This is a genomic window from Mesorhizobium sp. WSM4816, from assembly GCF_055811535.1.
Window position 1 is genome coordinate 126,226 of the sequence record NZ_JBVVQR010000007.1, and the last position, 20,405, is coordinate 146,630.

The 20,405-nt window shown below is 63.1% G+C and carries 20 protein-coding genes; 10 read left to right on the forward strand and 10 right to left on the reverse strand.

Annotation, left to right across the window (positions count from 1 at the left end; genetic code table 11):
* Nucleotides 1-45: 45 nt before the first annotated feature.
* From AC0L3H_RS11215 to AC0L3H_RS11250, 8 genes are all read left to right on the forward strand, one after another.
* Nucleotides 46-420: a YciI family protein gene (locus AC0L3H_RS11215; protein WP_473508169.1), complete on the forward strand. Its 375-nt coding sequence runs from the start codon at nucleotides 46-48 to the stop codon at nucleotides 418-420.
* The gene (locus AC0L3H_RS11220; RefSeq protein ID WP_091594781.1) at nucleotides 417-1,688 is read left to right on the forward strand and encodes an RNA polymerase sigma factor; all 1,272 of its coding nucleotides are present in this window, start codon (nucleotides 417-419) and stop codon (nucleotides 1,686-1,688) included. The genes AC0L3H_RS11215 and AC0L3H_RS11220 overlap by 4 nt, the downstream gene beginning before the upstream one ends.
* A 232-nt stretch (nucleotides 1,689-1,920) precedes the next feature.
* The gene (gene amaB / locus AC0L3H_RS11225) at nucleotides 1,921-3,432 is read left to right on the forward strand and encodes an L-piperidine-6-carboxylate dehydrogenase (RefSeq protein ID WP_473491036.1); all 1,512 of its coding nucleotides are present in this window, start codon (nucleotides 1,921-1,923) and stop codon (nucleotides 3,430-3,432) included.
* A gap of 466 nt (nucleotides 3,433-3,898) precedes the next feature.
* A complete protein-coding gene (locus AC0L3H_RS11230) occupies nucleotides 3,899-5,014 on the forward strand; it encodes an AI-2E family transporter (protein WP_473585488.1) in 1,116 nt (371 codons plus the stop codon).
* A gap of 438 nt (nucleotides 5,015-5,452) precedes the next feature.
* Nucleotides 5,453-6,229, forward strand: coding sequence for a sulfite exporter TauE/SafE family protein (locus AC0L3H_RS11235; RefSeq protein ID WP_473491033.1), 777 nt, complete (start codon nucleotides 5,453-5,455; stop codon nucleotides 6,227-6,229).
* Between the two features lie 102 nt (nucleotides 6,230-6,331).
* Nucleotides 6,332-6,841 (forward strand): superoxide dismutase family protein, encoded by a 510-nt coding sequence (locus tag AC0L3H_RS11240; protein ID WP_473491032.1) that lies wholly within the window; start codon nucleotides 6,332-6,334, stop codon nucleotides 6,839-6,841.
* A 182-nt stretch (nucleotides 6,842-7,023) separates the two neighbouring features.
* Nucleotides 7,024-8,031: an ATP-binding cassette domain-containing protein gene (locus AC0L3H_RS11245; protein ID WP_473491031.1), complete on the forward strand. Its 1,008-nt coding sequence runs from the start codon at nucleotides 7,024-7,026 to the stop codon at nucleotides 8,029-8,031.
* On the forward strand, nucleotides 8,028-8,834 hold the full coding sequence (locus AC0L3H_RS11250) for an ABC transporter permease (protein ID WP_473491030.1): 807 nt from the start codon (nucleotides 8,028-8,030) through the stop codon (nucleotides 8,832-8,834). Before AC0L3H_RS11245 ends, AC0L3H_RS11250 begins: the two co-directional genes overlap by 4 nt.
* Before the next feature lie 23 nt (nucleotides 8,835-8,857).
* On the opposite strand, the gene AC0L3H_RS11255 is transcribed toward AC0L3H_RS11250, so the two are convergent.
* The 8 genes from AC0L3H_RS11255 to AC0L3H_RS11290 all read right to left on the reverse strand — a co-directional run bounded on the left by AC0L3H_RS11255 (nucleotide 8,858) and on the right by AC0L3H_RS11290 (nucleotide 16,668).
* Entirely contained in the window at nucleotides 8,858-9,811 is a 954-nt protein-coding gene (locus AC0L3H_RS11255) for a DMT family transporter (RefSeq protein WP_473585489.1), read from the reverse strand.
* A 361-nt stretch (nucleotides 9,812-10,172) separates the two neighbouring features.
* Nucleotides 10,173-10,520, reverse strand: coding sequence for a hypothetical protein (locus AC0L3H_RS11260; protein ID WP_473585490.1), 348 nt, complete (start codon nucleotides 10,518-10,520; stop codon nucleotides 10,173-10,175).
* Between the two features lie 141 nt (nucleotides 10,521-10,661).
* Nucleotides 10,662-11,780, reverse strand: a complete 1,119-nt coding sequence (locus tag AC0L3H_RS11265) for an ABC transporter substrate-binding protein (protein ID WP_473585491.1) — start codon at nucleotides 11,778-11,780, stop codon at nucleotides 10,662-10,664.
* A gap of 45 nt (nucleotides 11,781-11,825) precedes the next feature.
* Nucleotides 11,826-12,878: an ABC transporter permease gene (locus AC0L3H_RS11270; protein WP_473585492.1), complete on the reverse strand. Its 1,053-nt coding sequence runs from the start codon at nucleotides 12,876-12,878 to the stop codon at nucleotides 11,826-11,828.
* A gap of 18 nt (nucleotides 12,879-12,896) precedes the next feature.
* Nucleotides 12,897-14,393 (reverse strand): sugar ABC transporter ATP-binding protein, encoded by a 1,497-nt coding sequence (locus AC0L3H_RS11275; protein ID WP_473585493.1) that lies wholly within the window; start codon nucleotides 14,391-14,393, stop codon nucleotides 12,897-12,899.
* Between the two features lie 81 nt (nucleotides 14,394-14,474).
* Nucleotides 14,475-15,365: an NAD(P)-dependent oxidoreductase gene (locus tag AC0L3H_RS11280; protein WP_473585494.1), complete on the reverse strand. Its 891-nt coding sequence runs from the start codon at nucleotides 15,363-15,365 to the stop codon at nucleotides 14,475-14,477.
* A 3-nt stretch (nucleotides 15,366-15,368) separates the two neighbouring features.
* Nucleotides 15,369-15,935, reverse strand: coding sequence for a gluconokinase (locus AC0L3H_RS11285; RefSeq protein WP_473585495.1), 567 nt, complete (start codon nucleotides 15,933-15,935; stop codon nucleotides 15,369-15,371).
* On the reverse strand, nucleotides 15,904-16,668 hold the full coding sequence (locus AC0L3H_RS11290) for an SDR family oxidoreductase (protein WP_473585496.1): 765 nt from the start codon (nucleotides 16,666-16,668) through the stop codon (nucleotides 15,904-15,906). Before AC0L3H_RS11290 ends, AC0L3H_RS11285 begins: the two co-directional genes overlap by 32 nt.
* Nucleotides 16,669-16,793: 125 nt before the next feature.
* Between AC0L3H_RS11290 and AC0L3H_RS11295 the strand changes: the two genes are divergently transcribed.
* Both AC0L3H_RS11295 and AC0L3H_RS11300 read left to right on the forward strand, forming a co-directional pair.
* Nucleotides 16,794-17,735: a 2-hydroxyacid dehydrogenase gene (locus AC0L3H_RS11295; protein ID WP_473585546.1), complete on the forward strand. Its 942-nt coding sequence runs from the start codon at nucleotides 16,794-16,796 to the stop codon at nucleotides 17,733-17,735.
* Between the two features lie 11 nt (nucleotides 17,736-17,746).
* Nucleotides 17,747-18,778 carry an L-idonate 5-dehydrogenase gene (locus tag AC0L3H_RS11300; RefSeq protein WP_473585497.1) on the forward strand — a complete coding sequence of 344 codons (1,032 nt, stop codon included), beginning with the start codon at nucleotides 17,747-17,749 and terminating at the stop codon, nucleotides 18,776-18,778.
* 9 nt (nucleotides 18,779-18,787) lie between these two features.
* On the opposite strand, the gene AC0L3H_RS11305 is transcribed toward AC0L3H_RS11300, so the two are convergent.
* Nucleotides 18,788-19,234 (reverse strand): heme-binding protein, encoded by a 447-nt coding sequence (locus AC0L3H_RS11305; protein ID WP_473585498.1) that lies wholly within the window; start codon nucleotides 19,232-19,234, stop codon nucleotides 18,788-18,790.
* Between the two features lie 32 nt (nucleotides 19,235-19,266).
* Complete coding sequence (locus AC0L3H_RS11310; protein WP_473585499.1) at nucleotides 19,267-20,307, reverse strand: LacI family DNA-binding transcriptional regulator; 1,041 nt, start codon at nucleotides 20,305-20,307, stop codon at nucleotides 19,267-19,269.
* Nucleotides 20,308-20,405: the final 98 nt, after the last annotated feature.

Genomic DNA, 20,405 nt, shown 5'->3' on the forward strand with positions numbered 1-20,405 from the left:
ATCGGTCCTACTGTTTCGTCCTTTGACAGAGAAAAGGACGCACCCATGCTCTACGCAATCCTCTGCTATGCCTCCGAAGACGTCGTCTGCTCGTGGAGCAAGGATCAGGACGATGCCGTCATGGAAAAACTCCTGGGCGTGCAGGAAAAATACGCTCAGGCCGGCCGGCTTGGCCCGGTGGCGCGGCTGCTGCCGACGACCGCTGCGACAACGCTGAGAAAGGTCAAAGGCGAATCGGTCGTCATCGATGGCCCGTTTGCCGAGACCAAGGAACAGTTCCTCGGCTTCTACACGCTCGAATGCGCCGATCTCGACGAGGCCGTCGACTTTGCGCGCGAGCTTTCCGAGGTCAACCCGAGCGGCGGCTCCTACGAGATACGGCCGGTTTCGCTCTTCAATCCCGCCAAGGTTTCAGCATGACCGACCTTACCTGGATCAGCACAGCGATCAGCACCGCCCGCCCACAGGCGATGGGCGCGCTGCTGCGCTACTTCCGCGATCTCGACGCGGCGGAGGAAGCTTTCCAGGACGCTTGCCTGCGCGCTCTGAAGAACTGGCCGACAAACGGCCCGCCGCGCGACCCGGCGGCCTGGCTGATCTTCGTTGGCCGCAACAGCGGCATCGACGCGGTGCGCAAGCGTGCCAAGCAGGCGCCGCTGCCGGAAGAGCACCAGATCTCCGATCTGGAAGATGCCGAAACCGATATCGCCGAACGGCTTGACGGCGCGCACTACCGCGACGACATATTGCGGCTGCTGTTCATCTGCTGTCATCCCGACCTGCCGGCGACGCAGCAGATCGCCGTGGCGTTGCGCATCGTTTCAGGCCTGAGCGTCAAGCAGATCGCCCGCGCCTTTCTCGTCGGCGAAAGCGCCATGGAGCAGCGCATCACCCGTGCCAAGGCGCGCATCGCCGATGCCGGCGTGCCGTTCGAGACGCCCGGCGCGGTCGAGCGCTCCGAACGGCTCGCCGCGGTTGCCGCCATGGTCTACCTGATCTTCAACGAAGGCTATTCGACCAACAGCGGCGAGGCGCCGGCGCGCGCGCCGCTCTGCGAAGAGGCGATCCGGCTGGCCCGGCTGCTGCTCAGGCTGTTCCAGACCGAGCCGGAGATCATGGGCCTGACGGCGCTCTTGCTGCTTCAGCATGCGCGTGCGCCGGCGCGTTTCGACGAGAACGGCGAAATCGTGCTGCTCGAAGACCAGGACCGCAGCCTGTGGAGCCGCAAGATGATCGACGAGGGGCTGGCGCTGGTCGACAAAGCGCTGCGCCACCACAAGCCCGGTCCCTACCAGGTGCAGGCGGCGATCGCCGCCCTGCATGCGCGCGCGGAAAGGCCCGAGGACACGGACTGGAACGAGATCGAGCTGCTCTACAGCCTGCTCGAGCAGATGCAGCCGTCGCCGGTGGTGACGCTCAATCGCGCCGTCGCGGTCGCCAAGGTGCGCGGGCCGGAAGCCGCACTTGCCATGATCGAGCCGTTGGAACAAAGGCTTTCCGGCTATTTCCACTTCTTCGGCCTTAGGGGTGGCCTGCTGATGCAGCTCGGTCGTGGTGAGGAGGCCCGCATCGCCTTCGACCGCGCCATTGCGCTTGCCAATACGGCCGCCGAGGCCGCCCATATCCGCATGCACATCGACCGCCTGATGAAGGAAGGCGCCGTGCGGGGCGCGCAGGCAGCGCGCTGAGACGACTCGCTGGTTCAACGGTCTGCCTTTGGCTTAGACCATGCCGGGGTGGCGATTTTTCCCTGAAACGAGTAATGCCACGCCATGACAGCGCCTGATGTGCCGATCGGTGCAGGGACGGCATGGTGCAAGGGTGCATGTCCCAAAACCGCTGCGCACTTTGGGGTCAGGCCCGAGGGCATGCTTTTGGGCGACATGCATAGTTGAGCGACGGGTCTGAAAGGGAAAGAAAATGACGATTGCGAAGGAAACAGCCGGGCTGCTGGCGAAACTGGGCGTTGCCGAGGCTGCGCTTTCAGGCGGCGATCTCATCGTGCGCAGCCCGGTGACAGGTGAGCAGATCGCCGCGCTGAAGACGATCTCACCGGCCGGTGCGGCAGAGACCATCGACAGGGCGCATAAAGCCTTCCAGGCATGGCGGCTGGTGCCGGCGCCGAAGCGCGGCGAATTGGTGCGGCTGCTAGGCGAGGAACTGCGCGCGCACAAGGCAGAGCTTGGCCGGCTGGTGTCGATCGAGGTCGGCAAGATCCCGTCCGAAGGGCTCGGCGAAGTGCAGGAGATGATCGACATCTGCGATTTCGCCGTCGGCCTCTCCCGGCAATTGTACGGCCTGACCATCGCCACCGAGCGCCCGGGTCATCGCATGATGGAAACCTGGCACCCGCTGGGCGTCGTCGGCGTGATTTCGGCCTTCAACTTCCCGGTCGCGGTGTGGTCGTGGAACGCCGCGCTGGCGCTGGTCTGCGGCGACGCGGTGGTTTGGAAGCCGTCGGAAAAGACACCGCTGACGGCGCTCGCCTGCGAGGCGATCTTCAAGCGTGCGGCAGAACGTTTCGGCGACGCTCCGGAAGGCTTGATTTCGGTGCTGATCGGCGATCGCGCCGTCGGCGAAATTCTGGTCGATCATCCTGATGTGCCGCTGGTCTCGGCCACCGGCTCGACCCGCATGGGCAGGGATGTCGGTCCACGGCTGGCGAAGCGCTTTGCCCGCGCCGTGCTGGAGCTCGGCGGCAACAATGCCGGCATCGTCTGCCCGACGGCCGATCTCGACATGGCCTTGCGCGCCGTCGCCTTCGGCGCCATGGGCACCGCCGGCCAGCGCTGCACGACGCTCAGGCGCCTGTTCGTGCATGAGAGCGTCTACGACCAACTCGTTCCGCGCCTGAAAAAGGCCTATGAAAGCGTCTCTGTCGGCAATCCGCTGGAGACATCAGCGCTGGTCGGACCGTTGATCGACATGGCAGCCTTCGACAGCATGCAGCATGCGTTGAAGGAAGCCGCCGTTCACGGCGGCAAGGTCACCGGCGGCGCGCGGGTCGAGAATGGCCATCCCGACGCCTATTACGTTCGTCCGGCGCTGGTCGAGATGCCCGAGCAGGTCTCGCCGGTGACGGAAGAGACCTTCGCGCCGATCCTCTACGTGATGAAATACTCGGACTTCGACGCCGTGCTCGACGAGCACAATGCGGTCGGAGCGGGGCTGTCGTCGTCGATCTTCACCCGCGACCTGCAGGAATCCGAGCGCTTCCTCGGCGTCGACGGGTCCGACTGCGGCATCGCCAACGTCAACATAGGCACGTCGGGGGCCGAGATCGGCGGCGCCTTCGGCGGCGAGAAGGAGACCGGCGGCGGCCGCGAGAGCGGTTCCGACGCCTGGAAGGCTTACATGCGGCGCGCCACCAACACGGTGAACTTTTCCAAGGCGCTGCCGCTGGCCCAAGGCGTGTCCTTCGACATCGATTAGGAACGCCAGGGCTCCTCTTGTGGCGGCACCCATGAGCCCGGGTGGCTCTATGGAGCGGCTGATGTGGCCCACCCCATGTCGTTGAAACGTCATCCGTGCCGACCCATATGAGCATTGCGTCGGATGTTTTCCTCCCATTGCGTCCGGCGCGTTCCCCTCTGGAGGTTTTGAACCTTCATGCCTGGCCGGACTTTAACAGTCCGGCCTTTTTTTCTTTTGGCCCTGTGAAGCTGCGCTGCCGCGAGCGAGATGTAGAACCGCCGTAGGTCAGAGCATCCACGACCGGCAGGCCGTCGTGGTGCTGGCAGCGCGGACGGGCGCCCAACCGGCCTAGCCAGCCCAATGACCGAGAAATGGCCATTTTCGTCACGCTCGACAGCGGCTTGGCAGTAGGGGGTGCGACGACGGAAGCTGCCATTTTGTCAGAAAATCCACTAGTCTCGCTTGGTTTGCGAGGCGGCGAGAGATGCCCGACCTGAAACAGATGCCCGATATGAAGCAAATGAGATTGCTCGGCATCGTCGCCGCGACGGCGATCGGCCTGTATGTCTGTTATCTCCTGGCGTTGCCTTTTTTGCCCGCACTGACCTGGGCGGTGGTGTTGGCAATCATCCTGTATCCGGCTCATCGACAGGTCGAGGAAAGGCTCAGGAACAAGAACCTAGCTGCACTGATGTCTGTCAGCATCGCGGCGGTGGCGGTCGGCCTGCCGCTCATCTTCGTGGCCCAGCAGCTTGTACGCGAGACGGTAAACGGCGCCACCTATATGGAGGAGGTCATCCGGGGCTGGAACACAGATGCCTTCATGTCGGGCTATCCCAGGCTTTCGGCGGTTGCCCAGTGGATCGAGAACCAAATCGATCCGGCCGGCACGGTCGCCGCATTTGTTCAATGGCTGACGGCACAAAGCACATCGCTGTTGCGCGGCTCGATCAATCAGGCCGTGATGTTCGTGCTGACATTCTATCTGCTGTTCTATTTTCTGCGGGACCGTGAATCCGCCCTGCGCGGGATCGAGCGTCTCTCGCCCCTGCGTACCGCGGAGACGGCATACACGCTGTCCCGCCTTGCCGAGACGGTCCATGCGATCCTGATAGGCACCGTGCTTGTCGCCGCTGTGCAGGGAACGCTGGGCGGCCTGATATTCTGGTGGCTCGGCCTGCCCACTCCGGTCTTCTGGGGCTTGGCAATGGGACTTCTTGCCATCGTGCCGGTGCTTGGCGCATTCCTGATCTGGGTGCCGGCAGCGATCTATCTCGCCCTGGAAGGGGCTTGGGCGAGCGCAGCGATCCTGACCGTCTGGGGCGGCGTGGTCGTCGCCGGCATCGACAATCTGCTCTATCCAATACTTGTCGGGAATCGGTTGCGGCTCCACACGGTGATCGCCTTTGTCGGTGCTGTCGGTGGTATCGTCCTCTTCGGAGCATCCGGGCTCGTCCTCGGCCCTGCGGTGATTGCGGTCACCGTCAGCCTCATTGACATCCTCAAGAAACGATTGAACGACCAAACCGGGGCGGAACTGACGCCAAAGCGCGACACAAAGCCATCACGTCAGTCGAGAGCCGCGCCTGGTCGCGAATAAGTACCGCTACGTGCCACGAGTTCGATTCGAGGCCTAAAGACGTGGAAGGCCGTATCACTCGCGAAAGGTGCGCTTACCCCCGGCGTCGACCCCTCCGAACCTGCAGCAAAGACATCGCGTCCCCGATGAAGCTTTGCAGGTCGATCCAATAATCGAGGCTGGCCGAGGCAAGCGGGTTGGCTTTCTGTCATGCGCCAACCGGCCTCATGGGGTGGAGTTGCAAGTCTGCGGCCGACCCGTGAAACCTCCAGAGGAGGTGGGGCGCAGTCCATTCGATCGGGTGCGGAGAAAAGCGTCGATCGGGTGGACAGTTTCCCGTTCGTCGTCCCATTATCGATGCCAGGCGTTTGGTGAGTTGTGGAAGCATGAAGATTGCATGCGTTGTAGGCGGCGGGTTTCTCTTTTATCGAGTACATCCGCGCCTTGTTGGAGAGCCAAATGCAAGAATTCCTTCTTTTTGCGATCGTAGGGTTTTTAGCTCAGGCTGTGGACGGCGCTCTCGGCATGGCCTACGGCGTGATTTGCTCGACAACACTACTGGGGTTCGGCGTGTCTCCTGCACATGCTTCGGCTTCAGTTCACGCGGCCGAGCTGTTTACCACGGCGGCCTCGGGTTCGGCTCACCTCTATCACCGCAATATCGACTGGAAGCTTTTCTGGCGGCTGATGCCGTTTGGCGTGCTCGGCGGCGTTCTCGGCGCTTTTGTGCTCACCTCGTTTGAGGGGGCCATCATGAAGCCTTATGTGACCACATATCTTGCGCTCGTCGGAGCCTGGCTCCTGTTCCGTTCCTTCCGACGGATACCAAGCAAGCCGGTCCCTGCAGCCGCGGTGCCTCCGCTTGGGCTTGGTGGTGGATTTCTCGATGCGGCAGGGGGTGGCGGATGGGGACCCATCGTGACGACGGGCCTTCTCGGTTTTGGCGGGACGCCCCGCTACGTGATTGGCACGGTAAATGCCACCGAGTTCCTTACCACGCTGTCGGTGTCCCTGACCTTCCTGTTTGCGTTATTGACCGGCCATTGGGCGGAGGCAGGAGCGCTGGCAGAAAATCTGATCGCCGTTGCCGGCTTGGTCCTTGGCGGGGTGATCGCAGCGCCGATGGCCGGATTGATGGTGAAGTCGATCGCAGAAAAGACGCTTCTCAGGCTCGTTGGCACTCTCATCATACTGCTGGCGGGCTGGCAAACCGCGCAACTCTTCGAATTGGTGTAACAGAGGCACATCGACCGTGCCGGAGACAAAAACTCAATTCCCAAATGGAACGAATAGGCGCCGTTGTTGTTTGGATGCCTTGGGCAACCGGAGGCCGAGTCGATGAGAAAATTGGTTGCAACAGCAGGGTTGGCGCTGGCGGTCGCGATGCCTGCAGCGGCTCAGGACGCCGCGACCGCGAAAGCCGAATTCGTCAACATGGCCGGCGAGAAGAACGGAACGGCCACGCTGACCGAGACGGCGCAGGGTGTGCTGATAGAGTTGGAGGTGACGGGACTGCCGGCGGGCGAATCGGTTGCGTTCCATGTTCATGAGACCGGAAAGTGCGATCATCAGACCGGCCATGACTCGGCCGGTGGGCACTTCAATCCGACGAAAGCCGAACATGGATATCTCGCCGGAAAAGGCCCGCACGCGGGCGATATGCCAAATCAGCGGGTCGGCGCCGACGGGGTTTTGCGTGCTCAGGTTTTCAACAGCATGGTCAAGCTGGATGGTGGGGAAGCGGCGATACGAGGCAAGGCATTGATGATCCACGGTGGGCAGGACAACTACAAAAGCCAGCCTGCCGGTGATGCCGGAAAACGTCAGGCCTGTGCCGTGATCGAGTGAGAAAACCCCAAGGGCGTAGCCGATAGATGATCTGACCGGCGCTACAGTTCGGCGGCCAGGCAGATGGTCGGAGCCTCTGGCATGAGGATAAGCCAGACGGTAAGCTCATGCGCCTGCAGAGGAACTGGCGACGCAGCCATTGCGCCGAGGTTGGCCTTCATTTGCGACTGCCGGATGATTGCATGAACGATACTTCTCCTATGGGTGTGCCCGCCACGGGCCTTGCCCAGTCAGCCATTTCCGCCCGCGGCCTGGTCAAAACCTTCGGCAAGCTGCGTGCCGTCGATGGTATCGACCTCGATGTGCCGCGCGGCATGATTTTCGCTATCCTGGGTCCGAACGGCGCCGGCAAGACAACTCTGATGCGGATGCTTGCGACGCTGTCGCGCCCCGACGCCGGCTCCGCGACCGTGATGGGGCACGATCTCGTGCAGGCCCCGCACGAGGTCCGTGCGGCAATCGCAATGACCGGGCAGTTCGCTTCGCTCGACGAGGACCTGACGGGCCGGGAGAACCTCGTCCTGCTCGCCCGACTCTGGGGTTTTCGCGGTCGCGCCGCGAAAGCCCGCGCGGACGACCTGCTCGCGGCTTTCGGCTTGTCCGACGCGGCGACGAAGCAGGTGAGGGACTATTCCGGTGGCATGCGAAGGCGGCTCGACATAGCCGCCTCGCTGATCGTCACGCCGGGCGTGCTGTTCCTCGATGAGCCGACCACAGGCCTCGATCCGAACGCCCGCAAGGATGTCTGGGGCATGATCCGCGGCCTCGCCGAGGCCGGCGTCACCATCCTGCTCACCACGCAATATCTCGAAGAGGCCGATCAACTCGCGGCACGCATCGCCGTCATCGACCACGGCAGGAAGATTGCCGAGGGCACCAGCCGCGAATTGAAGGCGGCCACCGGCTCCGGTTTTCTCCATGTCGCGCTCGCTGATGTTGCGCGGCTGGACCAGGCGGCGTCGATCCTGGAACGCCGGCTGGAGCACCCTGTCCAACGCAGTGCCGAGGGCGCCGAACTCTCCGTCCTTGCCGGCACGGCGAAGGCCGCCAACGAGGCGCTCGCCGATCTGGTCGCTGCCGACATCGAACTGTCGGATTTCTCCATGGGCCAACCCAGCCTTGAGGAGGTCTTCTTCGCGCTGACGGGCCAGCCGAGCCTGGGTGAAAGCCGGAAGGACGACAAGCCATGATCGACACAACATCCCTGCAGCGGCTGCAAAGGGTCGCCCGACCGAGGTCCCCATCAGCCCTTTCCAACGCGCTGGTCTTCGGATGGCGCGCGGTGCTGAAATTCAAGCATGTGCCGGAGCAGCTGTTCGACCTGGTGATGACTCCGATCATGTTCACGCTGCTGTTCACCTTCGTCTTCGGCGGTGCGCTCGCCGGTTCGCCTGGCGAATACCTGCAGTTCTTCCTGCCCGGCATCCTGGTTCAGACCGTGGTGTTCAACGCAGTCTATTCGGGCATGGGATTGTCGACCGACCTCGGCAAGGGCTTGTTTGACCGCTTCCGATCGCTGCCGATCTGGTCGCTCTCTCCGTTCGCCGGTCTGATGGTGGGCGACATCCTGCGCCATTTGATTGCCGGCTCGATCATTCTCATCATCGGGCTGATCCTCGGCTACCGGCCGGAGGCGGGCATCCTCGGCGTGCTTGCCGCCTTCGCCATGCTGATCGCCATAGGGTTCGGCATGGGCTGGGTATTCATCGTGCTCGGCCTGCTGATCCGCACGCCAACCACAGTGATGACGCTCGGCTTTACCTTCCTGTTCCCGCTCGTCTTCGCCTCCAACATCATGGTCGACCCCGGGACCATGCCGGACTGGCTGCGGGCCTTCGTCGAAGTCAATCCGGTGTCGCTGATGACGACGGCGCTGCGCGGGTTGATGGGTGGCGGGGCGACACTCAGTCAGGTCGTCCTCGCCCTGATCGCGCCGGTGGCGCTGACCGCGATCCTGGCGCCGACGACACTATGGCTGTATCTCAGAAGGTGAGAGGCGTAGCGGGAGAGGTATCCCTACGCGACATGAGCCGTGCGCTGCCTCGGCTTGATCGCGGTGGCGAGCAGCAGGCCGGCGACGATAAAGGCGGCGCCGGCGAGGTCGTAGTCGTGCAAGCTTTCGCCTAGGAAAAGATAAGCGAGCACGGCGACAAAGACAGTCTGCAGATAGAGCAGCATGCTGGCGCGCCCGGCGCCAAGCGTCTCGACGCTGCGGTTGTAGAGGTAATACATCAGCGCGCCGCCCGGGCCAGCGACATAGGCGAGTGCCAGAAGGCCGTTCGCATGCAGCGCCGAACGCTCGCCGGAAAACAGCTCCCAGAGGTAGAGGGGCAGTGCGGCCAGCGCGCCGGCCCCCAGCAGCAGGACCACCGTCGGCAGCAGTTCGATAACGAATTTGGCGCGACGCAGCAGCACGGTGTAGAGGCCCCAGCAAAACGCGCTGCCGACAATCCACAACTCGCCGGGATTGAACTGGAGCCGCATCAGCGCGGTAAGGTCGCCGCGCGCCACGATCACCACCATCCCGACCAGAGCGAGCAGCGCGCCAAGCGCCTTCCAGACGCCGAGGGGCTCGCCGAGCACGAAGCGGGCAAGCACCATGGTCATGATCGGCGACAGCGCCATGATGATGCCGGCGGTCGTCGCGTCGGTGTAATTGAGGCCCGTGTAGATCATGCCCTGACAGAGGGTCAGCCCGATGGCGCCGATGGCCAGCACCTCGATCGCCCGGGACTGGATCAGTGCGAGCATCGCCCCGTGATGATGATGGACGATAGGCAGCAGGATCGCGCAGGCGAGCGCCAGCCGCCAGAAGCAGAGCGCCCAAGGCGGCATCTCGGGGGCGACCCACTTGGCTGCGATGTAGACGCCGGCGGACAGGAGCCAGCAGAGCGTCGCGGTGGAATAGGCGAGTGGAAGCGATGCGTCGGCTGTCGTCTTGGCTACGCCAGGATGGCCTATCGGCAGCATGCCCGTCTCCTCCCACCGCCGATCTTAGCAAGATTGCTGCGCCTTGCCGAGCCGCAATGTCAGCTATGTCACCACTCCCTGTGCGGCCTGTTCCGAGCGCAACATCCAGATGGTGGCGCGTGGCGGATATAGGCGTATCCTCATCGCGCTGAGCCGTGCCGATGCAGCGCGTGAGGCGGACAGGGTCGCCGATTTAGACCTAGTCCGCGGCGGCGTGCGGCCGCCTCACCAGCTTGGTTTGCCACACATCGACAAAAAACGATTCAAAACCGCTGCGGAAAAACCCCCGTGTGCGATGTCGAGCGTAAGGTGGCCTCCCATGACGCCAAGCTGATCAGACCGATCTCTGCTTACCGCCCGCTCATTCTTCAGGTGCACGTGTCGGCACGTATTCGCTCGCGTCGAACACGTGGTGGTGAACGCGTCCGGTGAACATATTCAGCAGCTCTCCGGTAACTTGGCGGCTTTCGGACCGGATGGGGGACTGAAGCGCCAATTCGCAGGCCGCCATATCCGGATAGCGGATGGCCAGCGCCATTGCGTAGGCCGGGGCGCCTTCGTCGCGGATAGTACCGTCGAGGATGCGGATTTCCTCGGCTCCGGGAAACTGCGTCCAGAGCGGGACAAGCCGGTCTTTCACGAACTGGCGGAACTCAGCCTCCCTGCCGCTATGGATTTCGCCTTCGAAGAGCGCGTATCGGATAATCATGGTTTCTCCGGTGTTTCGGCCTGCAACATTTCCCGGGGCGGCCGCGAGGCCGCGCGACCGCCGGATCGGTTGAGGTGGGCTGCTGTGGCCGGGTGAGTCGTAGCAGGCGCATCTTCCCGATGCGCCCGCTACGACCTGCGCCTACATCTTGCCCCACATTTTCTTGTATTCGTCGCGATAGCCATTGTCGGGGTCGAAGCTGTTCTTCGGCCCGCCGTCGAATTCGACGTTGTCTGCTGTCACGACATGGATCGGCGAAAGGTAGCCGGACCATTTTACACCGGCGATCGCGCGGTTCAGCTCGTCGACCAGTTGCCAGCCCTGCAGGTTGAGCGGTTCGGCCACCGTTACTTTCTGGAACTGGCCGGCGCGGATGCGTTGATAGGCCGATTCCGAGCCGTCGCCGGCGGCGGCATTGATCGGCGCGTCGGTACCCGTCTTGCCGGCTGCCGCGAGCGAGGGACCCATGAAGTCGAAATAGAGATCGTTGATGGCCAGCGAATGCGTCCAGCTGTCGCCGTACTTCTGCAGCAGTGAGGTCGTCAGCTGCGGCATGCGCTGCGACGTTTCGGCGATAGGCGTATCGACATATTCGAGCACGGTTCCGCCGAGCTTCTCGATTTCTTCCTTCATCCGATCGGCCTTGGCGATGGCTATTGCATAGGTGGAATCGGTGAAGATCACGACTCCGGGTTTTCCTTTGGCGTCTGCGTAGGCCCAGTTCGCGGCCGCGGCTGAAACCTGCATGGCGTCGGTGGAGACATTGGCAAAGAGCCCGATCTTGTCGTCCGGGCCGATCGTCGGGCCGGCATGCCAGGCAACCATCGGAATGCCCGCGGCCTTGGCCTGCTCGATCGCCGGTGCCTGTTCGACCGCGTCGAAGCCGTTGATGATGATGCCGCTTGGCTGCAGCGCCATGGCCTGGCCGAAGGCGGCGGTGCGGCCTCCGATCGATCCGGCGCCGTCGATTACCTTGACCTCCCAGCCGATCGCCTCGGCCGCTTCCTCGACGCCGGTCGTCACCCCAAGGATGCCGCCATTTTTCAGGTCGCCGGCAAGGACGACGATTGTCTTGCCTTCCTGGGCCCTCGGACCGGAGGTCGGGCCATCCCAGGCCGTAACTTTCTGGGCATATTTTTCGACGATCGCCATGGCGTCGGCCATCGCATCGGCCCGCGCCTGGTCGGCAAACATTGCCGGGGCCACGATGGCGGCCGACAGCATTGCCACCGATGATTTCAAGAAATTCCTGCGCTGCATAACCTACCTCCCTGCTTTTGAGATCCTGATCGACTGTCCGGACTATTAGCTTCCGGACGGATTTGGCTTCCGCGGCAGTTTTGCCGCGGCGCCCCGTTTGCGCTGCGCGTATCCGGCAATGCCGATCGCGACGAGAAGCGTCACGCCGTTGAATAGAGGCTCAACGAAGAACGAGCCGCCGAATTGCTGGATTCCGGAAATTCCGACGGCGAGGATGGCGACGCCGATCATCGTGCCCCAAACATTGACCCGGCCGGGTTTGATGGTGGTCGAGCCGAGGAATGCACCGACAAGCGCCGGCAGCAGATATTCAAGGCCGACGCTCGCCTGGCCGATGCGCAGCTTGGAAGCAAGCAGAACGCCCGTCAGTGCGGTGAGAAACCCTGACGAGACGAAAGCCCCGATGACGAAGCGCCGGACAGGAATGCCGTTGAGGGCAGCCGCCTTAGGATTGGCGCCGATCGCATACACGTAGCGGCCGATCGGCAAATATTCCAGCACGATCCACAACGTGACGGCGATCGCCAGCACATAGAAGCCGGTGATCGGCAGTCCGAACAGCATGGTGCCGTTGAGCGCATAGAACCCGTCGGGCAAGACACCGACCACCTGCCGCCCGCCGGTGTGCCAAAGGGCAAGCGCATAGAGCACGGTCCCCGTGCCGAGCGTGGCGATGAAGGAATCGATCCGGGCGACTTCCACGAGGAGCCCGTTCAGGAAGCCCGTACCGGCGCCGAGAAACAGGACGATCATCACGGCGAGGGGCCAGGGGATGCCCAGCATGGTCTGCAGGCTGATAGCGAGGATGTGCCACAACACTATTCCGTAGCCGACGGTCAGGTCGATGCGGCCCAAAGCCATCGGGATCATGGCGGCCAGCGACAGCAGTGCGATGATCGCCTTGTCGGAAACGATCGAGCGTAAATTGAGCAGTGTCGGGAACGTATTCGGCAGCAGGATTGAGAACAGCACGATCAGCATGAGTGTGAGGATGACGAGCCCGTAGACCGGGAGGAGCCTGATGAGTTTCTGCCGCGCCGGCAGGCCGGTCATTTCGCCCCGTGTCGGCTCTAGAGCGGTGGATTCGATGGATTGCATGGTCTTGCTCCGGGTCGGTCAGGCGGCTTCGGATGCCGATGCGGCGGTGATTACGGCGGATGTCGTGAGTTCATCGCCGGCGAGCTCGCGAACGATCTGCCCGCGGGAAAAGACCAGCGCCCTGTGGCAGATATGGGCGATCTCCTCGAAGTCGGTCGAAACAACGACGACGCCCAATCCGGCTTCGAGCGCCCGCCCGATCAGCCGGTAAATCTCGGCCTTCGCGCCAACATCGACGCCGGCGGTCGGGTCTTCGGCGATGAGCAGCTTGCGGCCGGTATGAAGCCACCGGCCGACGACGACTTTCTGCTGGTTGCCGCCGGACAGCGCCTCGATCGGCAGGTCCGGATCGTTGGGCCTGAGGCCGACCGTGTCGCCGATCGCCCGAGCAAGTGCCGCCTCCTTGTGGCCCGCGAGAAAGGAAAACAGGCTGCGCCTGGCCGCGCCCGGATTGATAAAAATGTTTTCGCGGATTGAGAGTGCAGCCGCGATCGACTCCTCGGTGCGATCGCGGGCGATGAGACCGACTCCGGCTTGCATCGCCGCAATGGGACTGGAGAGATCAGGCGTTTTGCCGTCGATGGAAATCTCGCCCGCAAAAGTTGTGCAGCCGAAGAGCGTCCGCCCGATGAGTTCCTGCCCGGCGCCGCGCAGCCCGACAAGGCCGAGCAGTTCACCCCGGCGGACGTCGAAGGAAACCGGCCCGGCTCCCGCGCAAACCAGGTCGCGCACCGTACAGATCGTCGCGCCCGCCTTGGTGGCCGCCTTGGCAAAGATCTGGCTCGCCGGTCGCCCGACGATCATTTCCACCAATTCGTCCGGCTTTGTGTCCGCTACCTTCTTCTGGCCGACCAGCTTCCCGTCCCGCAGCACGGCTACCCTGTCTGCGATGCGGAAAATCTCGTCGAGTCGGTGCGAAACATAGATCATGCCGACGCCGCGCTGCTTCAGGGGACGAAGCGCGTCGAACAATCGATCAACCTCGTCGGCGGGAAGGCTCGCCGTCGGTTCGTCGAGCACGAGCACATCGGCTTCGGTTGCTAGCGCTCGGGCGATCGCGACGAGCGACTTTTCCGTCCGGGTGAGGTCCTGGACCCGCGTCGTCGGATCGAAATCACAGCCAACGAGCCTGAGCGCGGCCTGGGCCCGCTCTTCCGTCGTGCGCCAGTCGATAAGGCCCGAGCGGAGCGAAAACCCCTGAGCCAGCCCGACATTCTCGCCGACGGACATCCATTCGATCAGGCCCAGGTCCTGGTGGATGAAGGCGACCTGCTGGCGCTGGTTGGGACGCGGGGGCCGATGCTGATACGGCTCGCCGCGAAACAGGATGCATCCGCCATCCGGCCGGTGGATGCCGGCGAGCGTCTTGATGAGCGTCGATTTGCCGGCGCCGTTCTCTCCCAGCAGGGCGAGAATTTCGCCATCATGCAGATCGAGCGATACGTCGGAAAGCGCGCGCGTGCCGCCGAACTCCTTGGTAATCGACTGAAACTCGACCAGCTTGTTCTCGAACACGCACGCTCCTCCCAAAGCCAATAAGGATATGTTATCGATAACATGCCCGGATAGTCAAGCGCCGCCCGCGTAAATCATGCGTCAGGCCTGGCGCATGCCATCGAGCAGGCGCATCATTTCGGCGGAATCGCGGGCTCCGAGACCGGCCGCGCAAAGCAGGCGATGAATTTCGACGACCTGCCCAGTCATCGGCAGCGGAGTCTTCGTCTTGAGCGCGAACGCCTGGAGGGAATCGAGATCCTTCAGCATGTTGTCGATCCGGCCGGTCGGCGAAAAATCGCGCGCGGCGAATTTCTTCATGAACTCCTGCATAATGTTGGAATCGGCGCGACCGCCGGCGAGCGCTGCGGGAATTAGTGCTGCATCGACGCCTCCGGCTTCGGCCAGTTTCACGGCTTCCGCGACCGCCTGGAACAGCACGGCGCAAAAGAGTTGGTTGATCAGCTTGGTCGTCTGGCCGGCGCCGCTCGGGCCCATCAGCGTGTAGTTCGCGCAAAGATGCTGCATGACGGTCCGGGCGCGCTCGAAATCGGCCTTGTCGCCGCCGGCCATAACCGTCAGGCGGCCCGCAAGCGCGCCGGGTGCACCGCCCGAAAGCGGACAGTCCACCCACTTCATGCCGGTTTCGTCAGCAAGTTTTTTCGACAATTGCGCGGTATCGACCGGATCGATGGACGACATATCGATGACGATCTTCCCGGGTCCGGCTGCTTCAGCGACGCCCTCGGCCCCGAAGACCGCGGCACGCACTATGTTGGCGTGGTTGAGGCTGAGGATGACGAAATCGCTTGCCTGCGTCGCGGCGGCAGCGGAGGCGGCGGATGCTGCACCTTTACCGGCAAGAGCGGATACCTTGGCGCTGTCGAGATCGAACACCGTCACCGCCTGCCCCTCCTCGAGAAGCCGGGACGCGATCGCCGAGCCCATGATGCCGGCGCCGATGACGGCGATTTTTGCTGGGGCTTGCGACATATCTCACGTTCCCTTCATTTGCTGAACCTGCACCCCGATCCCCATCTCCACCAGCAATGCACACGCGGCGTCTATGATCGCGTCCACCGTCGCGGCGATGTTGACCGTGACCACGCCCTGCTCGGCCGTGGGATCTTCCAGCGTCGCGAATTGGCTGTCCAGCAGCGAGGCCGGCATGAAGTGGCCGCGCCGCTCGCCGATCCGTTGCCGCAGCAATTGGTGCGTTCCTTCCAGGAACACGAAGACCAGATCGCCTCCGGCCGCCTGGCGAAGGCGATCCCGATAAGCTTTCTTGAGTGCCGAGCAGGTGACGACAAGGCCATCGCCTTGCGCCGTACGCAGCGCCCGGCCGACAAGGTCCAGCCAAGGCCAGCGATCGGCGTCGTCAAGCGGAACGCCGGCCGACATCTTCTCGACGTTCTGGAAGGGATGCAGCGCGTCGCCCTCGACAAATCCGATGCCCAGGCGCGCGGCGATGCCCTCGCCAATGCTGGTTTTGCCGCAGCCGCTGACGCCCATCACCACGATGAGGGCCGGCTCAGAGGCAGGTCGTGATGCCGCCATCGACATAAAGCGTATGACCGTTGACGAATGACGAAGCCGGGCCGGCGAGGAAGACCGCCGCGCCAACCAGTTCGTCGACATTGCCCCACCTTCCCGCCGGCGTGCGGTTGGCCAACCAGGCCGAGAACTCCGGATTTTCGACCAGAGCCTGATTGAGCGGGGTCTTGAAATAGCCGGGCGCGATCGCGTTGATCTGCAGGCCATGTTTGGCCCAGTCCGCGCACATGCCGCGCGTCAGATTGCGCACGGCGCCCTTGGTGGCGGTGTACGGCGCGATGTTGGTCCGGGCCAATTCGCTCTGCACAGAGGCGATGTTGATGATCTTGCCTTTCTGGCGCGGGATCATGTACCGGGCCACCGCCTGACCGACATAAAAGACGCTCGAAATGTTGGTGCGCAGGAGTTCATCCCACTTGTCGGCCGGAAAATCCTCGAGCGGCGCGCGATACTGCATGCCAGCATTGTTCACGAGAATATCGATCGGCCCAAGATTGGCTTCGATGTCGGCGGCGCCCTTTGCGGCAGCCTCTGCTGAGGTGACGTCGAACACCGCGCCATCGGCTTTGAAACCCTTCGCGGCGAGCATTCGAGCCGCCTCCGCGACTTTGTCGGCGTTGCGGCCGTTGACTACGATCGTCGCGCCATGACGCGCCAGACCCTCGGCCAGCGCCAGGCCGATGCCTTGGCTCGATCCGGTAACCAGGGCTCGAAGCCCAGTCAAATCGAAGAGCGAACTCACTCCAACCTCCCTGCAAGGCAAAACGATTCCAGGCGATCCGATTTTCTTGCTCCGCCTTTCTACCCTATTGACATGGATGTTATCGATAACATAGTCAATAGAAAAGGTGAAAATTCGGAGGAGACCTGCCGGTGACCGACATCCTGATGATAGGCCCTTACCCCGCCTGGGACATGGAAGACCTGGAAGCAAAATACCGGATGCATAAGCTCTGGGAGGCGACGGACACGGACGCGCTGCTCGCCGGAAAGGCCGACGCCATCCGCGCCATCGCAACCCGCGGCGAACTGGGCGCGAGCGCCGCGCTCATGGCAAGGCTGCCTAAGCTGGAGATCGTCTCCTGCTACGGAGTGGGCACCGACGCGATAGACCTCGGCCACGCCAGGGCGAACGGGATCCGGGTCACCAACACGCCGGATGTGCTTACCGAAGACGTCGCCGACATCGGCATCGGTCTTCTGCTATCAGTGGCGCGCAATATCCCTCAGGCGGATGCCTATGTGCGGAACGGAAGCTGGACCAAGGGCAATATGCAACTCGTTACCCGCGTCTGCGGCAAAAAGCTCGGCATTGTCGGCATGGGCCGGGTCGGCGCCGCGGTGGCAAGGCGCGCGGCCGCCTTCGATTGTGCCATCTCGTACTACGACATCAACAGGCGCGGCGACCTGCCTTACGCCTATGTCGGCGACCTCGTGGACTTGGCGCGCGACAGCGAATTCTTGATCGTAACACTCGCCGGAGGCGAAAGCACAAAAAACATCATCAACGCCTCCGTCCTTGAAGCGCTCGGTCCTGACGGCATTCTCGTCAACATCTCGCGCGGCAGCACGGTCGACGAAACGGCGCTGCTCGCAGCCCTGGAATCGAAAACAATCAAGGGAGCGGGGCTTGACGTCTTCTGGAACGAGCCGGCGATCGACGAGCGTTTCCTTAAGCTCGGCAATGTCGTGCTGCAGCCGCACCACGCCAGCGGCACGGTCGAAACAAGAAAGGCGATGGGCAAGCTCGTGCGCGACAATCTCGCCGCCCATTTCAGCGGGCAGGCCCTGCTGACGCCGGTCGTTTAGGAGGCGCGTCCATGAAGTCGCTCGTCATTCATGCCGCAAGGGATCTGCGGATCGAAGAAACCGACCCCGGCGCGCTCGAACCTGGACAGGTCGACATCGCCATTGAGGCCGGCGGCATCTGCGGCTCCGACCTGCATTACTACAACCACGGCGGCTTCGGCGCGATCCGGCTGCGCGAACCGATGATCCTCGGCCACGAAGTCGCTGGCACGATCAGGGCGGTTGGGGAGGGGGTTTCCTGCCTCGAGACAGGCGATCGGGTTGCGGTCTCGCCGAGCCGGCCGTGCAATGCCTGCCGCTATTGCCTTAAGGGCCAGCAGAACCAATGCCTCAACATGCGCTTTTACGGCAGCGCCATGCCTATGCCGCATATCCAGGGAGCATTCCGCCAACGGCTGGTCGCCGACGCCTCGCAGTGCCACCGGATAGCAGACCACGTCTCGATCAACGAGGCGGCCTTCGCCGAGCCGTTCGCGGTTACGCTGCACGCCGTCAACCGGGCGGGTTCGCTGTTGGGCAAGCGGGTTCTCGTCACGGGCTGCGGGCCAATCGGGGCGCTTTGCATCATCGCCGCCCGCGCGCACGGGGCACGGGAAATCGTCGCAACCGATGTGATGGCCGGCGTTTTGAAAACAGCCACGGAAATCGGCGCCGATCGCACGATCAACGTCGCGAACGACGCCGACAAGCTGGCGGCCTACAACGCCGACAAGGGATATTTCGACGTGATGTTTGAGGCGTCGGGCAACGAGCGCGCTGTTGGCGCCGGTCTTGAGGTTCTAAGGCCGCGCGGCGTGCTGATGCAGCTCGGGCTCGGCGGCGACTTGGCGATCCCGCAAAATCTCGTCGTCGCGAAGGAAATCGAGATGCGCGGCACGTTCCGCTTCCACGATGAGTTCGCACTCGCCGTCGACCTGATCAACCGCCGCCGGGTGGATGTGAAACCGCTGCTTACAAGGATCTATCCGCTCAACGAAGCCGTCGCAGCCTTCGAGATCGCCGGCGACCGCAACAAGTCGATGAAGGTCCAGATCGCCTTCTGAAGGGCTACGCTACCGGAGCGAGCAGCTCACAGCATAGCGGCGCCGATCGCTGCCAGGGCGGCGCCGATCGCTGCCAGGGCGGCGCGCGTCGATGTCCTGCTCGCCGCTTGCCTGTCCAACGCCAATCGCGCCCGCAAGCCTGCTGCCGAAGCGGATGGGCAATCCGCTGGGAAGACAGCTCACGCCACCCTGCGATGCGGCTGCCGCCGCTGCCTCGAATGACATTGCGCCTGTCGCGGCGTTGATGGCTGCCGCCGTGCGCGCCTTTGCCCGCGCGGTATGCATGCTCAAATACCTGGCGCCGTCCATGCGCAGGTTGGCGATCGTCTCGCCGCTGGCGTCGACCACGACGAAGCATTGCGGGACACCCATTGCGCTTGCTGGCGTCATGCCTGCGCTCAGCGTCTTCATTGCGCCGTCATGGCTCAGACTTAGGGTTTCGCGGAACATCGCCATGGTGCGGCTTCTATCGCCGGAATGGTTGAGTGTTAGGCGCTTTCCCGCTCCACCACCTTGTAGCTGGTCAAGATAATTTCCTGGGACAAGCCGTTGTCCTCGCCCTTGATCGACTGGATCAGCTTGCGTGCTGCCTGTTTGCCGATGCCGTAGCAGTCCACGTTCACCGTCGTGAGTGTCGGATGGCAGTAAGCTGCAATCTCGAAATCGCCGAAGCCGGCGATCGCGATGTCCTGCGGAATCCGGATGCCCCGGCGCTTGCACTCCATCACCGCACCAAACGCCGACAAATCCGAGACGCACAGCGCGACCTCGGTATCCGGCCAGCGCTCCAGCATGCCGACGACCGCCTGTCCGCCCTGCTCGATCGAAATTGGAGGCACGCCGAATGAAACCAGGCGGCCGGGCGGCAGGCCGAGTTCCTCGATCGCCTTGACGAATCCGGCCCGCCGCTGGCTGCCGCGCGTATCCCGTGACGTCGTACCGCCGATATAGCCGAATTTCCGGTAGCCTTTTTTCGCCAATGTCCTGACGAGCAGCGCCATCGCTTCCTCATTTGAGAAGCCGACGACCTGATCGATCGGCTTCGGCGGCAATTCCCACGTTTCAACCACCGGAATGCCCGCGCTTTCCAACATGCGCCGCGTCAGATCGGTATGTGTGCCGCCGGTCAGGATAATGCCCTCCGGACGTCGGCGAAGCATCGCCTCGATCAGCCTTTCTTCCTTTTCCGCCGTGTAGTCGGTGTAGCCGAGCAGAAGCTGAAGACCCGTATTCTCCAGTTCGTCGGTGATGCCGCGGGCGGTGTCGGCAAAATTCGAATTGTTGATCGAGGGAATGATCGCGGCCACAAACCCGGTCTTGCGTGACGACAGGCTTCCGGCAGACTGGTCGAGCACATAACCAAGCTCGTTTACCGCCGCCAGGATCCGTTCACGGGTTGCATCCGAGACGCGGCCGTCCTTCTTGAGCGCTCGCGATACCGTCATCGCCGAGACGCCGGCCCGGCGGGCCACGTCAAGCATCGTCGGCACCTGGTTCTCGGGAGATTTGGCGTTCAGTCCCTTGGGCATCATGGCGCTCCGCAAGCCGGTTGCGGGACGCACGCTAACGACCGAGCGTGCCATGGATTCATCGCGCGCCTGTCCTCATGCATGCCCCCTTGGAAATC